Here is a 15349-nt window from a genome sequence, read left to right on the forward strand (position 1 = left end):
ATTGATTTGGTTTATTGTCCTCATGATATTTAACACGTTAAACCTTAATGTCATAGTAGATTTAGAAATTCAACACTTATTGATGTGCAAATGCTAGTCACTGAAGTGGAAGGAGCTAAGAATCCTACGAGGACAGCGCGCGGATCCGTTGCATTCAGACTTGCCCGTGAAAAGCAAGACGCTTGAAACTAAAATCGACGATTACATATTATGTAGTAAAAATAAAAAAACTATTTGTTTTGTTTACAGTCTGAAGCTAGTATGGCTTTCACACTAGCTTTTTTTTGTTTTTATCAGTAATATTAAGAGGTACGTACAACTGGAAGGAGTTTATATGATGACACAAAACATAGCCGCATTAATAGATCATACTCTATTAAAACAAGACGCAACAAAAACACAAATTGAAAAACTTTGCGAGGAAGCGAAACAATATAACTTTGCTTCTGTTTGTGTAAATCCTTCATGGGTAAAATTAAGCGCATCTTTATTAAAAAATTCACCTGCTAAAGTTTGTACAGTTATTGGCTTTCCATTAGGAGCTACTACTAGTGAAGTTAAAGCTTTCGAAACAACTAATGCTATCGATAACGGTGCTGAAGAAATTGATATGGTTATCAATGTAGGTGCTTTAAAGGATGAAGATTATGATTATGTCCAAAAAGACATAGAAGCAGTAGTTAATGCTGCAAAAGGCAAGGCAATAGTGAAGGTAATTTTAGAAACTTGCTTGTTAACGGATGAACAAATTATTAAAGCTAGTGAGTTATCTAAAACTGCTGGGGCAGATTTTGTCAAAACTTCTACTGGTTTTTCTACTGGAGGAGCAACAGTCAGCGCAGTGAAAATCATGCGTGAAACAGTTGGACCAGACCTTGGTGTCAAAGCTTCTGGTGGAGTTCGAAGCCTTGAAGATCTTGAAGCGATGGTAGATGCAGGAGCTACTCGAATAGGGGCAAGTTCTGGTATTGAGATTGTAAACGGATTAGAAAGTAAATCTGATTATTAATTAATGCCAAAGTATTGACCAAGACTTTATTATACGGTATAATTTTTTAGTACATAACACTTGGTTATGTACTGACGTGTGTTCGGAGGGAGGGAAAGAGAGATGTCAAAAACTGTCGTTCGCAAAAACGAATCGCTTGAAGATGCTCTTCGCCGCTTCAAACGTACTGTATCTAAAAGTGGTACAATTCAAGAGGTTAGAAAGCGCGAGTTTTATGAAAAACCAAGCGTGAAACGTAAAAAGAAATCAGAAGCTGCACGTAAACGTAAGTGGTAATTTAATCCCAACCATCCCTACGTTCAAAACACGTACTGTATGATTAAAATTTACAATTATGTAAACCGAGAAAATTTATTTTCTCGGTTTATTTTAATTTATTGAAACTTTTTTGATTTTCAACCGTAAACAGTAATATACATATAGAAGAAGGGAGGTTTAAGTGTGAGATTAGCGCGGCTGTTTATTTCTTTTTGCTTATTACTTGCCGCATTTGCAATGGTTGTACCCTCTTTTTCAGCAGACACTCAGACTGTCTATAAGGTTCCTATATACGAAGAAGTAGAAGACGGCTTATATGCTTTCTTAAAAAGGTCTATAAAAGAAGCGGAGGAAGCAGAAGCAGATGCTATAATTTTTGATATAAATACTCCTGGTGGATTCGTAGACTCGGCAGAGAAAATCGTGAATTTGTTAGATTCAACACCTATTAGGAAAATAGCCTATATTAATTCGCAGGCATTATCGGCTGGAGCCTATTTAGCTCTACACACAGACGAGATTTATATGTCACCTAATGGGTCGATGGGAGCAGCAGCAGTTATTGATAGCGCCGGAAATGCTGCTGACATGAAGGCAACTAGTGCCTGGAAGGCTAAAATGAGAAATGCAGCTGAAAGAACCGGCAAAGAACCTATTTATGCTCAAGCGATGGCAGACGAGTCTGTTGATCTTCCTGAGTACAGAGCGGGAGAAGGACAATTGTTAACGCTTTCAGCAAGAGAAGCAATAGAAGTCGGTTATTCAGAGGGAACGGTTGCTACTTTTGATGAATTGCTTAAAAAAAGCAATTTAACAGGAGCGAAAGTAGTTGAAACAAAGGAAGCTTTTGTAGAAACGCTAGCAAGAATTGTAACTAACCCAGTAGTAGTGCCGATTTTATTATCTCTTGCCAGCTTAGGGCTAATCCTAGAGTTATATTCTCCAGGTTTTGGAGTACCTGGAACGGTAGGTTTACTTTCTTTAGGTCTATTCTTTTACGGGCATCTTGTAGCAGGATTAGCAGGATATGAAACCTTTGTTTTACTGGCACTGGGAATCCTGCTAGTAATAGCCGAATTCTTTATTCCTGGTGGGATTATTGGTATATTAGGTTTAGTAGCTATATTATTTAGCATAATATTAGCAGGTGGTAATCTTTTTTATATGAGCGTTGCGGTTTTAATAGCAATAACAGTAGCTATAATAGGAATGGTGATTATTGTGAAATTCTTCGGAAAAAAGGTTAGGTTATTAAACAAAATGATTTTGACGGATGCAACTACTACTGAAAAAGGATATGTGTCCAATCATAATCGTTTAGATTTAGTTGGAAAAATAGCTGAAACGATGACACCGCTTAGACCTTCTGGGACTATACGTATTGAGAACGAGCGCATCGATGCTGTATCCGACGGAAGTTTTATCGGAAAGGATAAGCAAGTGGTTATTATTAAGGTTGAAGGCTCTCGAATAGTTGTTCGAGAAGCAAGAGAAGGGGAGGCAACACAATGATTAGTGGTAGCATGATAGGTACAATAGTAATAATTGTCATAGCTTTCATCCTATTATCGGTATTTTTAACATTTTTCCCGATAGCATTATGGATTTCAGCTATTGCAGCAGGAGTTAAAATTAGTATTTTTACACTAGTAGGTATGAGATTACGTCGAGTAATTCCATCTCGTATTGTAAATCCTCTTATTAAAGCACATAAGGCTGGATTGAATGTAACTATCAATCAGTTAGAAAGCCATTACTTAGCTGGTGGTAACGTTGACCGAGTTGTCAATGCGCTTATCGCTGCACATCGTGCAAATATTGAGTTATCATTTGAACGTGCAGCAGCAATTGATTTAGCAGGCCGTGATGTACTAGAAGCAGTACAAATGTCCGTTAACCCGAAAGTAATTGAAACACCATTTATTGCAGGTGTTGCGATGAATGGTATCGAAGTAAAAGCAAAAGCACGTATTACAGTTCGTGCCAATATTGACCGTTTAGTCGGTGGTGCTGGTGAAGAAACAATTGTAGCTCGTGTTGGTGAGGGTATCGTTAGTACAATTGGTTCGAGTGTAAGCCATGAACGCGTATTAGAAAACCCGGATTTAATTTCACAAACAGTTCTGTCTAAAGGGCTAGATTCTGGTACAGCATTTGAAATTCTATCGATTGATATTGCGGACGTTGATGTCGGCAAAAACATCGGTGCTGAATTACAAACAGAGCAAGCAGAAGCAGATAAAAAGATTGCTCAAGCTAAAGCAGAAGAACGTCGTGCAATGGCAGTAGCCTCAGAACAAGAGATGAAAGCGAAAGTTGTAGAGATGCGCTCTAAAGTCGTAGAGGCAGAAGCAGAAGTGCCACGTGCAATGGCTGAAGCTTTACGCGAAGGTAATATGGGTGTTATGGATTATATGAATTATAACAACATCAAAGCAGATACTGGTATGAGAGACTCTATCAGCAAGGTTGGAAATGATAAACCTTCCACTGATGAGTTAAAAGACTAGTATTAGCGCAGAAAGGAGGACTTCTCCTTGGAAGGTTTAATACTACCCTTAATAATTATTATTCTTACTTCATTGTTTGGAAGAAAGAAGCAGGAAGAAAAACCTGCACCTAAGCCTGCACAGCCCAATATACAAAGGGCTCCACAGCAAAAGCCGGTTGCTCAAAATCCTTTTAAAAGCTTAGGGGATTTAGCGAAAGAGTTTCAACAGGAGCAACAAACCAAAATGGAAAGAAAACCTCTTTCTGTACCTAAAGAAATACGGGTAGATGCTCCTCCGGTTATAGAAAAGGTCGGAAGGGAAGTAGGAAGAGACCAAGGTGTTCCGAGGTCAACTGGCCGTCTTTCCGTACATCAAGTCAGCCAACGAAATGCTGCTAAAAATTCGGTTGTTCAAAATATTATGCCCGATACAAAAGAAGAGCTAATGCGTGCTATAGTTTTATCGGAGATATTAGCTCCTCCAAAATCAAAAAGATAAATCATGAACACCCCTTTACATGCATAAATTCATGTAAAGGGGTGTTTTTTATCAAACAATTATTTCCACTCCACGCGAGTATTATGATTGATAATTTTGATGACATTATTTTAGATTATGAAATTTCGCTTCTTCGATTATCAGATACGGAGTTAGTCTGTTCCTACAATCATCATCTACTAGAAATACAAGCTGAACGTTTATTTATAAAGTCGATGTCAATGGAACGCCTTCATCTTCAAGTAGATAAACTCCAGTGCTTTAAACTTACTAGGAAGGACAACGGCTAATGTCAAAACAACTAGTACGTATCCAATTAGCAAGCACCACTGATCAGTTTGTTTTGTTTCAGAAGTTATTGTCTCACGAAATCGAAGTGTATCGAGTTTATAGCACGGAGGATAGTTTGTTCTTCTCCATTCAGAAAAAAGATTTGAAGCAATTTAGGAAAATACGAAAAACGCTGAAACTTCCTGTAAAGCTAAAGGACGAAGCAACAAGCGGCACTATTTCCATATATTCTTATTCCATTATTGGGGTAATCTTTTTTTTCATAATACCGCTGATCTTTGCACAATTTATATGGAAGGTCAACATTGATTCATATACGCCAGAGAGTAACATCATGATAACGGAACAGTTAAAGGAAATGAAAATTAAAGAAAGGATGCTTATTTCTTCATTACCATCTGAACAAGAAATTAGGCAGAAACTTCTTTTGAAGCATAAGGAATTTTCTTGGATTCATTTTACTCAATCTGGTTCAACTTTAACAGTCACCCCTATGCTTGCCCCGGTAACAAATGAGCGAGAAGTGAAAAATGCACCTCCCTCTCATCTTATCGCTAAAAGAAGTGGAGTAATTACAGACTTTGAATTAGTAAAAGGGGTACGAGCGGTAGAAAAAAATACTGCAGTTAAAAAAGGTGATATTCTTGTTAATGGATTTGTAACTCAAGGTGACAAACGGATAATTACAAGTGCTGAGGGTAAAGTGTACGCAAGCTATTGGATAGAGCTTAACTTTGAACTTCCAAGAAAGGTCACTATTATAAAGCCTACAACACGAGAAGTGCTCATTCAAAAAAAGACAGATGATAAGAATGACTTTTGGAAGGAAATAGCTATGCCACGGTTTTTGCAGCCTTATTTTAAAGCAGGGTATGTACAAGGTAGTGAGGTGGTCTCTTATGATCTAAATGAGGAATCAGTTAAACATCTAGTACGTCCTTTATTATTTCAAAAAATCATGAATGAATTACCTATTGGCACTCAAATATTAGAAGATAAAGTTTTACAGATGTCTATTGAAAATGATAAAGTGAAAGGGAAGATATTATTACTAATAAATGAAAATATTGCAACACCACAAGTTATACCCCAAGGAGACGACACATGAGCCAACAAAAACAACTAGACATTAATCTGCAAGACCCAACCGAAGCAGTTATGCTGCTAGGTATTTCAGATAAAAATATTAAGCTTATTGAAGAAGAGCTAAAGGTGCAGTTGATTACTAGAGGCGAGTTGATACAAATTGCTGGAGAAGAACAAAATGTGGAAGATGCAAGACAGTTAATCATACAGCTACTACTTGTAATTAGAAAAGGTATTAATATTAACCTTCGTGATGTTTCAACTGCAATTGAAATGAGCATTAATGGAACTATTGAGTATTTCGCAAGCCTCTATGATGAAGAGATTGCTCGGAATACAAAAGGGAAAGCAATTCGAGCGAAGACAATTGGTCAAAGAGAATATATTCAAGGTATTAGACATTCTGATTTGACATTTGGAATCGGGCCAGCTGGAACAGGGAAAACCTATCTTGCTGTAGTAATGGCAACCCAAGCCTTAAAAAATGCACACGTTAAGAGAATCATTTTAACCCGTCCAGCAGTCGAAGCAGGTGAAAGTCTAGGATTTCTACCTGGAGATCTAAAAGAGAAGGTAGACCCTTATTTACGCCCGTTATATGATGCTTTGCATGATGTGTTAGGTACAGAACAAACAGATCGCCTGATGGAACGAGGAACTATAGAAATTGCTCCTCTTGCTTATATGCGTGGGAGAACCTTAGATGATGCATTTGTGATTTTGGACGAAGCTCAAAATACAACAAAAGCTCAAATGAAAATGTTTTTAACCCGACTAGGCTTCGGATCTAAAATGGTGATTACTGGAGATAAAACCCAAATCGATTTGCCGAAGGGTGCCGAGTCAGGCCTAATTGTTGCTGAAAAAATTCTCCATAAAGTTTCAGGAATCCATTTCCAATATTTAGAGCAAGGGGATGTAGTACGTCATCCACTAGTAGCTAAAATTATTTCTGCATATGAAGAAAATCAATAATATATTAAAACAGCTGTCAACAATAGACGGCTGTTTTTTTGTTTACTGATTCACATACGTTTTTCTAAAGATATATATTTACATTCATGCTAAACTTTTTTAAAGCTATAACACTCTAAATAGATTAATTGTTCAATTGTTTTGTATATAAGGTATAATAAAGAGAATAGTAGAGCAAGGGGATGAATGGATGAAGTCGTTAATAATGAAATGGAAAAGATGGCGAGAAAATAAATACCTCCCTATAATTATTATCCTTCTAACTTCTATCAGTATGTTCCTATTAATAAAAGGAAGCGTACAAGAAAATACATACGATATATCTTTAATGAATTTAGCCCCTGAAACTATTCGGTCCGTAAAAACAATGGAAGATCCTGTGAAGACGGAGGAGGAAAAAGAAAGGGCGGCTGCTGAAGTATCTCCTGTATACCAATTTCAAGAAGAAACGGCAGAAAATCAATCAACAATTGCCGAATCTATCTTTGACAGTGTATTAGATGTAAAAGGAGAAATTTCCCCTGATGAACCTGAATCAGCAGTTGAAAGTTTACAAAAACTTAAAAAAGAGATGAACGTGCTAACAGAAAATGATAGCTTTGTGCCTTTGACAGATGATGCTTTAAACATATTACTAAAGCAAAATCCCGCTACGCTTAACGAGGCGAAAGAAAAGCTGCCAGTTTTAGTAGAAGAGACTTTAAATGAACCAATCCGAACGGAAAACTTGGCCATAGAAAGAGATAAAGTCGTTCAAAAAGTACGTACTACATTTAATTTTCCTGATGACGTTATGAATGTCCTCATTTCAATTGCACGTGGCTCCATCATAGCGACAGAAATAAAAAATGATGAATTAACCGATCTTCGTATCGAACAAGCTAAGGCCAGTGTTGAGCCTACAAGAATTTTACAAGGTCAAATACTTGTACAAAAAGGTGAAATCGTTAGTAAAGAGGTATATCGTCAACTAGAGTTATTAGGTATGCTGACAAACAAATCATCCTATAAGCCATACATAGGTGTATCGCTATTTGTTTTACTTACGATGTGGGTTCTTTTTGGACAAACAATTCGTGTAAAAGAATCTAACCTTCACAATACAAAAAATCTGATTGTTGTGGCTTTTAGTGTTATTGTATCCGTGTTGATGATGAAAGTGCTACAATCAGTAGCGTACAATTTTGATATCATTATTGCATTTTTGTTCCCGACTGCTATGGTATCCATGTTAGTTTATATATTAGTCAATGAACGAGCAGCCTTTATTTCTAATTTTGTCGTAGCTGCTTATGCTGGTATTATTTTTCAAGAGGGATATACGAATATTTTTCAAATGGAAGTGGCGTTATACATACTTTTTGGTGGGATAGCGGGCATTTTTGCTATGCAGCATATGTATAACAATTCACAGATTCTGCGTTCAAGCTTAATAGTGGCCTCAGTTAATTTAACGTTTATATTATTTTATTTGTTGATGACCAAAACCACTTATGAGTTTACAGATATTGCATTCTATATCGGGGCAGCATTAGTTTCTGGTGTGTTATCAGGTGCACTTACTCTTGGTATTTTGCCTTTTTTTGAGTCAGCTTTTGGTATACTTTCTACTATGAGGTTGATTGAACTTTCTAGTCCGAATCATCCCTTGCTAAAGAAAATACTGACAGAAACACCTGGTACGTATCATCATAGCCTAATGGTGGCAAACTTAGCAGAAGCGGCCTGTGAGGCTATAGGGGCAAATGGCTTACTTGCTAGAGTTGGTTGCTATTACCACGATATCGGTAAAACTAATCGTCCAGGCTTTTTTATAGAAAACCAAGTGAATGGTTATAATCCGCACGATAATCTATCGCCGGAGGCAAGCAAGGATATTATTATTTCTCATGCTGTAGATGGAGCAGACATTTTGAAAAAAAATAAGCTTCCTAAAGAAATTATTGATGTTGCTGAGCAGCATCATGGCACAAGCCTATTAAAATTCTTTTATCATAAAGCAAAAGAAATGAATCCGAATATTGAAGAAGGATCTTTTAGGTATCCGAGTCCAAAGCCACAAACAAAGGAAATAGCTATTATTTCTGTAGCTGATAGCGTAGAAGCTGCTGTTCGCTCAATGAAGGAACCGAATGCAGAAAAAATACACCGCCTAATCCAATCAATTATTAAAGATAAGGTAATTGATGGACAATTTGATGAATGCGATTTATCATTCAAGGAAATAAAGAAAATTGAGGAAAGTTTCTGTTCAACGATGAATGGTACATTCCATTCCAGAATAGAATACCCCAAATAATCACTAAGGAGTAAACAAACATGCTAGTTATGGATTTAATGGACGAAACAAATACATTATCCGAAGAAGCAGTTGCATTAGTTGAGAAAGTACTTCAATCAGCAGCAGATCAATTACATGTAAAAGATGGAAGTGAAGTTAGTGTCACTTTTGTAACTAATGATGTAATTCAAGAAATCAATAAAAACTATCGAAACAAAGACATGCCTACAGATGTAATCTCATTTGCAATGGAAGAAATGGGTGAAGGAGAAATAGAAATAAAAGATGCAGACCTTCCTACATTGCTTGGAGATATAGTTATTTCAGTAGAACGTACAACGGAGCAAGCAGAGTCGTATGGACATTCTTTTGAAAGAGAGCTTGCCTTCTTAGCTGTTCATGGATTTTTACATTTGCTAGGGTACGATCATGGAACAGAAGAAGAGGAAAAGGAAATGTTTGGTTTACAGGAAAATATTTTACAAGCTTTTGGTTTAAAGCGTGAAGGCCATGAACTTTCATAAATTTGGTAAGTCATTCGTCTATGCTACTCAAGGAGTATTACAGGCTGTTAAAACAGAACAAAACTTTCGCTTACATTTACTGGCAGCAGGTATAGTTTCGTTAGCGGGTATATTCACCGGGCTCTCTAAATGGGAGTGGATCATTGTTGTCATGCTCATTTTTGGGATGTTCATGATAGAATTGGTTAATACGGCGATTGAAAGGGTTGTAGACCTTGTATCACCTGACTATCATCTATTAGCCCAGCAGGCAAAGGATATTGCTGCTGGAGCTTGTCTAGTCTATGCCATCTGCACAGTAATTATAGGTTTAATCATATTTATACCGAAATGGTCGGTAATCTTATTTTAAAAGGTGTGTTCATCATGGATAAAGAGAAATTATTAGAAGCATCTATAGCAGCGAGAAATAAAGCATATGTTCCTTATTCAAAATTCCCAGTAGGTGCAGCTCTGCTAACGGTTGACGGTGAAATCATATTAGGTTGCAATATTGAAAATGCGTCGTTTGGATTAACAAACTGTGCAGAAAGAACAGCAATTTTTAAAGCCGTTTCTGAAGGCAAAAAGAACTTTGCAGCTATTGCTGTTTCCGGTGACACCGAGGGCCCAATTTCTCCCTGTGGAGCTTGCAGACAAGTTTTAGCTGAATTTTGCGATGCGAATATGCCAGTATTTTTAACAAATTTAAAAGGAAATGTAACAGAAACAACGGTATCTGAGTTATTACCAGGAGCTTTTACAACGGAGGATTTAGATTATGCAGCAAAACAATGAAGGTTTTAAATCAGGTTTTATATCAATTATTGGACGTCCAAATGTAGGGAAATCTACATTTTTAAACCGTGTTATCGGTCAGAAAATAGCAATTATGAGTGATAAGCCTCAAACCACTCGCAATAAGGTACAAGGAGTTCTTACATTAGATGAAAGTCAAATGATTTTTATCGATACGCCCGGTATCCATAAACCAAAGCATAAACTTGGAGATTTTATGTTAAAGGTTGCTAAAAACACATTACGCGAGGTTGATGTAATATTATTTATGGTAAATGCTACAGAGCCAAGAGGTAAAGGTGACGAGTTTATCATAGATTTGCTTGAAAAAAATGAAACACCTGTATTTTTAGTTATTAACAAAATTGACCAGGTGCATCCAGATGATTTGATAGGAATCATTGAGTCTTATAAAGACAAATATGATTTTGCTGAGATTGTTCCAATTTCCGCTCTTCAGGGTAATAATGTGGAAAGGTTGCTAGAGACGATTCAATCGTATTTGCCGGAAGGTCCACAATACTATCCAGCTGACCAAGTAACAGATCATCCAGAGAGATTTATTATTTCTGAGTTAATACGAGAAAAGGTATTACATTTAACAAGGGAAGAGATTCCACATTCAATTGCAGTAGTGATTGATAAAATTAAAAAAGAAGAAGACACAGATAAAGATATGATTCGTGTAATGGCTACAATTATTGTAGAGCGAGATTCCCAAAAAGGTATTGTAATTGGTAAAAAAGGTGCTCTTCTTAAAGAGGTTGGAACAAGAGCGCGTCATGACATAGAAATGCTATTAGGAACCAAAGTATTTCTAGAACTATGGGTGAAGGTGCAAAAGGATTGGCGCAATAAATCCGCCCACTTAAGAGACTATGGGTTTAGAGAAGACGAATATTAAGAATAGGACTTATAGAGCAAGCTTAGAAGGAAGGGAAGGCTTTTGCTTCAAAAGGTAGAAGGGATTGTCTTACGAACCTCATCTTACGGAGAAACAGATAAAATAGTAACTATTTTCTCACGAGAATTAGGGAAAAGGGCAGCTATGGCTCGTGGTGCTAAAAAGCCGACGAGCCGGCTCTCTTCTATTTCTCAGCCATTTACTTATGCATATTTCTTAATTCAGCAAGGAAGAGGTATGGGATCTCTGCAGCAAGGAGAAATTATTGACTCAATGCGTGTAATCCGGGAAGATATTTTTACCACCGCCTATGCAAGCTTTATCATGGAGTTAGTTGATAAGTTAATAGATGATGAGTCACCAAAACCGCATGTATTTACGATTTTACAGCAAGCGTTAGAGGCTATAACTGAAGGCTATGACCCAGAGGCAATTAGCTTGTTTGTAGAATGGAAGATGTTACCTGTTGCGGGCATATATCCTGTACTTCATCAATGTTCCAATTGTGGATCTACAGATGGAGAATTTGCATTTTCCTTCGCTCAGATAGGTTTCTTATGTCATCGTTGCTTTTCCATTGATCCATACTTAATTCGGTTAACCCCAGCTCAGGTTAAGCTAATCAGAACGTTTTATACGGTCCCGATAGATCAGGTTGGTAAGCTTTCCTTAAAAAAAGAAACAAAAGGATTTATAAAAAAAATTGTGCGAACAATTTATAATGAGCAAGTAGGAGTACGTTTAAAATCTCAAGGGTTTTTGGATCAAATGGAAAAGACCCCAGAGTTCTATAATAACCCTCAAAAGGATTCTTCTTCGGAAGAGTAATTTCGAAGGAGCATTTTTTTGTAAAAATAAGAAAAAGGAGAGAAAGTGAATTTTTCACTTTCTCTCCTTTTATGCATTAATTAGAATTGTAATTGCTCTTCAATATAAGCTTTTACATCTGCTATTGGCATTCTAGTTTGTTCCATAGAATCGCGGTGACGAACTGTAACTTGGCCATCTGTTTCTGAATCGAAGTCGTATGTGATACAGAATGGTGTGCCAATTTCATCTTGGCGACGGTAACGTTTACCAATTGATTGTGACTCATCATAGTCCACCATGAAATGCTTGCTAAGATCAGAGAATAAAGCAGTAGCGCCTTCAGAAAGTTTTTTAGATAAAGGTAAGATTGCGGCCTTAATAGGAGCAAGAGCAGGGTGGAAGCGCAGAACTGTACGTTGATCGTCGCCTTCTAGTTGCTCTACATCATAAGCTTCACATAAGAATGCTAAAGTTACACGATCAGCTCCTAAAGATGGTTCGATACAATAAGGGACATATCTTTCATTTGTTATTGGATCGATATAATTGAAGTCCTCACCAGAGTGTTCCATATGCTGCTTCAAGTCGAAGTCTGTTCTGTCAGCAATTCCCCAAAGCTCTCCCCATCCAAATGGGAATTTATATTCGATATCTGTTGTTGCATTGGAGTAATGTGATAACTCCTCGTCAGAATGGTCTCTTAGACGTATGCTATTCTCAGAAACACCTAAATTTAAAAGCCATTCTTTGCAATAATTGCGCCAGAACTCAAACCATTCCATATCCTCGCCAGGCTTACAGAAGAATTCTAATTCCATTTGTTCAAATTCTCTAGTACGGAAAGTGAAGTTACCAGGAGTGATTTCATTACGGAAACTCTTACCTACTTGGGCAATACCAAATGGCATTTTTTTACGCATAGAACGCTGCACATTTTTGTAGTTTACAAAAATACCTTGCGCAGTTTCTGGACGTAAGAAAATTTCATTAGTAGACGATTCTGTTACTCCTTGGAAAGTTTTAAACATTAAGTTGAATTGACGGATCTCTGTATAATCATAAGCACCACAAGAAGGGCAGACAATCTCATGTTCTTTCATAATCTCTTCCATTTTTTCAAAGGAAAGACCGTCTACAACCATTTCTATTCCTTTTTTATCTAATGCATCTTCAATAATTTTGTCTACGCGGTGGCGTGATTTACATTTTTTACAGTCAATCATAGGATCATTAAAGTTGCCTATATGTCCTGAAGCAACCCAAGTTTTTGGATTCATCAGAATTGCTGCATCCAAACCAACGTTATATGGTGATTCTTGAACGAATTTTTTCCACCAAGCTTTTTTTACATTATTTTTTAGTTCTACTCCTAAAGGACCGTAATCCCATGTGTTTGCCAAACCTCCATATATTTCAGAGCCTGGGAATACAAAACCTCTTTGTTTTGCTAAACTAACTACATTTTCCATTGAAAATTCCATTTGACATACCTCCTATTTGATAAATATTCTTTTAAAGTAAAATGAGTACAAAAAAACTCGTCTCCGGGCTACAATAGCCCGGGGACGAGTTTATAACCCGCGGTTCCACCCCGATTGATTGTTTGTACAATCCACTTTAAAAGCTTAAGCTCCGAGCTGCCGTTTCCTGTAGGTGTGGTCTTACACTATCACCACTCGCTAAAATAACAGTACTTATAATGCTCTTCAACGCTTTAATATTATTGATGATTGTAACATATGCTTCTTTATTTAGCAATGTGATGCATAATGGTATATAATTATTTAGAATAAGTATAATTTTGAGGCGGTGAGTCCAATCGAACTCAACAAACGGCAGGTCGAAATTTTGGACATTGTAAAAGGGAATGGGCCTATTACAGGTGAACAAATAGCAGAACGACTTAGTTTAACAAGGTCTACACTTAGACCGGATCTCGCGATTTTAACGATGGCTGGTTTTTTAGATGCTCGTCCACGTGTTGGATATTTTTATTCTGGTAAAAAAACCAGTCAGGCTATTTCAGATAATATTGCACAGATGCTAGTAAAGGATTTTCAATCTATCCCCGTTGTTGTTGAAGAAGGTATGTCAGTTTACGATGCAATATGTCAAATGTTTTTAGAGGATGTTGGATCGTTGTTCGTGGTAGATAAAAAGTCTGTATTGTCGGGAGTTCTTTCAAGGAAAGACTTTTTACGTACAAGTATTGGAAATCAAGATCTAACCAAAATGCCGGTACATATGATTATGACAAGAATGCCTAATGTGACGTATTGTTTAAAAGAAGATACATTGATAGAAGTAGCTAATAAACTAATGAGTCGACAAATCGATTCTTTACCAGTTGTTAAAGAAACTAAAGATGGTTTAGAGATTGTCGGGAGAATAACAAAGACAAATATTACACGAGCTTTCTTATCTTTAGCAGATGACCATGATTTATGAGGAGTGAAAAAATGAAAATGTTAAACCTGTTTATCGTCTCAGATTCTATAGGAGAAACGGGTGAATTAGTTGCAAAGGCTGCAATCAGCCAATTTAGACCTGGCTTGCAACATACAAAGCTAAAAAGATTTACCCATATTGACTCCATGGACCACATTAAAGAGATAACTGCTTTGGCTAAAGAACAGAACGCTTGTATTTTATATACATTAGTTCAGCATGATATGAGAGAGGCAATTGTGACGTATTGCAAGAAGTACGATTTGCAATGCGTAGATTTAATTGGGCCTGTTATCAGTCTGCTCGAAAAAAAATTAGATGAAAAGCCATTTGAAGAGCCTGGTCTTGTTCGCAAACTAGATGAAGACTATTTTAAAAAAATAGAAGCAGTGGAATTTGCTGTCAAGTATGATGATGGAAGAGATCCTAGAGGGCTTTTACAAGCTGATATAGTATTGATTGGTGTCTCAAGAACTTCTAAAACTCCATTATCTCAGTATTTAGCTAATAAAAGATATAAAGTGGCTAACGTACCACTTGTTCCCGAAGTAGAGCCACCAGAGGAACTTTTTCAAATAGATCCATTGAAGTGCTTTGGATTAGTTATTACTCCGGATAAACTTAATTCGATTCGAAGAGAAAGACTTATCGCTATTGGTTTGAAGGATGATGCGAGCTATGCGAAGATAGAACGTATAAATGAAGAGATTGAACACTTTGAACGTATCGTCAATCGAATTGGATGTCAGGTAATAGATGTGACTAATAGGGCAGTAGAAGAAACTGCTAATCTAGTCATAAATCAAATCCAACAAAAATAATTTGAAATATTAAAGACCGATTCACGAATGTGAAAAGGTTTTTTTATGTACGAAAGCGAATAAAGTATAGATTAATATATTGAAATGTTTTATAATAATTCTTTGTGGAAAAAAGAATTATTTCGTATTTTTGTGTAATTATTTTGTCGATTCTTGCAGGATTTTTCTTAAGTCT

General features: G+C 36.7%; 16 protein-coding genes. 15 read left to right on the top strand and 1 reads right to left on the bottom strand.

The window, feature by feature from the left end:
- Positions 1 to 337: 337 nt before the first annotated feature.
- From deoC to recO, 13 genes are all read left to right on the top strand, one after another.
- Entirely contained in the window at positions 338 to 1009 is a 672-nt protein-coding gene (gene deoC / locus H9650_RS06830) for a deoxyribose-phosphate aldolase (RefSeq protein WP_144535865.1), read from the top strand.
- A gap of 102 nt (positions 1010 to 1111) precedes the next feature.
- Positions 1112 to 1285 (top strand): 30S ribosomal protein S21, encoded by a 174-nt coding sequence (rpsU, locus tag H9650_RS06835; protein ID WP_004227078.1) that lies wholly within the window; start codon positions 1112 to 1114, stop codon positions 1283 to 1285.
- Positions 1286 to 1450: 165 nt separating this feature from the next.
- A complete protein-coding gene (locus tag H9650_RS06840; RefSeq protein ID WP_445322752.1) occupies positions 1451 to 2779 on the top strand; it encodes an NfeD family protein in 1329 nt (442 codons plus the stop codon).
- Positions 2780 to 2790: 11 nt separating this feature from the next.
- On the top strand, positions 2791 to 3777 hold the full coding sequence (floA, locus tag H9650_RS06845) for a flotillin-like protein FloA (RefSeq protein ID WP_186318093.1): 987 nt from the start codon (positions 2791 to 2793) through the stop codon (positions 3775 to 3777).
- A 27-nt stretch (positions 3778 to 3804) separates the two neighbouring features.
- Positions 3805 to 4257 (top strand): hypothetical protein, encoded by a 453-nt coding sequence (locus H9650_RS06850; RefSeq protein ID WP_191696854.1) that lies wholly within the window; start codon positions 3805 to 3807, stop codon positions 4255 to 4257.
- Positions 4258 to 4546: 289 nt separating this feature from the next.
- Positions 4547 to 5656 (top strand): sporulation protein YqfD, encoded by a 1110-nt coding sequence (locus H9650_RS06855; RefSeq protein ID WP_191696855.1) that lies wholly within the window; start codon positions 4547 to 4549, stop codon positions 5654 to 5656.
- Positions 5653 to 6609 carry a PhoH family protein gene (locus tag H9650_RS06860; protein ID WP_144535874.1) on the top strand — a complete coding sequence of 319 codons (957 nt, stop codon included), beginning with the start codon at positions 5653 to 5655 and terminating at the stop codon, positions 6607 to 6609. Before H9650_RS06855 ends, H9650_RS06860 begins: the two co-directional genes overlap by 4 nt.
- Positions 6610 to 6799: 190 nt before the next feature.
- Complete coding sequence (locus tag H9650_RS06865; RefSeq protein WP_191696856.1) at positions 6800 to 8908, top strand: HD family phosphohydrolase; 2109 nt, start codon at positions 6800 to 6802, stop codon at positions 8906 to 8908.
- Positions 8909 to 8928: 20 nt separating this feature from the next.
- Positions 8929 to 9414, top strand: a complete 486-nt coding sequence (gene ybeY / locus H9650_RS06870; RefSeq protein WP_144535878.1) for an rRNA maturation RNase YbeY — start codon at positions 8929 to 8931, stop codon at positions 9412 to 9414.
- Complete coding sequence (locus H9650_RS06875) at positions 9401 to 9766, top strand: diacylglycerol kinase family protein (RefSeq protein WP_151109418.1); 366 nt, start codon at positions 9401 to 9403, stop codon at positions 9764 to 9766. Before ybeY ends, H9650_RS06875 begins: the two co-directional genes overlap by 14 nt.
- Positions 9767 to 9780: 14 nt before the next feature.
- Entirely contained in the window at positions 9781 to 10191 is a 411-nt protein-coding gene (locus tag H9650_RS06880) for a cytidine deaminase (RefSeq protein ID WP_191696857.1), read from the top strand.
- A complete protein-coding gene (gene era / locus H9650_RS06885; RefSeq protein ID WP_144535884.1) occupies positions 10175 to 11095 on the top strand; it encodes a GTPase Era in 921 nt (306 codons plus the stop codon). Before H9650_RS06880 ends, era begins: the two co-directional genes overlap by 17 nt.
- Positions 11096 to 11137: 42 nt before the next feature.
- Positions 11138 to 11923, top strand: coding sequence for a DNA repair protein RecO (gene recO / locus H9650_RS06890; RefSeq protein WP_154310641.1), 786 nt, complete (start codon positions 11138 to 11140; stop codon positions 11921 to 11923).
- An 80-nt stretch (positions 11924 to 12003) separates the two neighbouring features.
- Here the strand turns inward: recO and H9650_RS06895 are convergent, their stop codons facing one another.
- Positions 12004 to 13386 carry a glycine--tRNA ligase gene (locus H9650_RS06895; protein WP_144535888.1) on the bottom strand — a complete coding sequence of 461 codons (1383 nt, stop codon included), beginning with the start codon at positions 13384 to 13386 and terminating at the stop codon, positions 12004 to 12006.
- Between the two features lie 328 nt (positions 13387 to 13714).
- Here H9650_RS06895 and H9650_RS06900 point away from each other — a divergent pair, with 328 nt between their 5' ends.
- Both H9650_RS06900 and H9650_RS06905 read left to right on the top strand, forming a co-directional pair.
- On the top strand, positions 13715 to 14353 hold the full coding sequence (locus H9650_RS06900; RefSeq protein ID WP_151109423.1) for a helix-turn-helix transcriptional regulator: 639 nt from the start codon (positions 13715 to 13717) through the stop codon (positions 14351 to 14353).
- A gap of 11 nt (positions 14354 to 14364) precedes the next feature.
- The gene (locus tag H9650_RS06905; protein ID WP_144535892.1) at positions 14365 to 15174 is read left to right on the top strand and encodes a pyruvate, water dikinase regulatory protein; all 810 of its coding nucleotides are present in this window, start codon (positions 14365 to 14367) and stop codon (positions 15172 to 15174) included.
- Positions 15175 to 15349 lie beyond the last annotated feature (175 nt).

The organism is Psychrobacillus faecigallinarum (assembly GCF_014836595.1).
GTDB classification, from domain to species: Bacteria; Bacillota; Bacilli; order Bacillales_A; family Planococcaceae; genus Psychrobacillus; species Psychrobacillus faecigallinarum.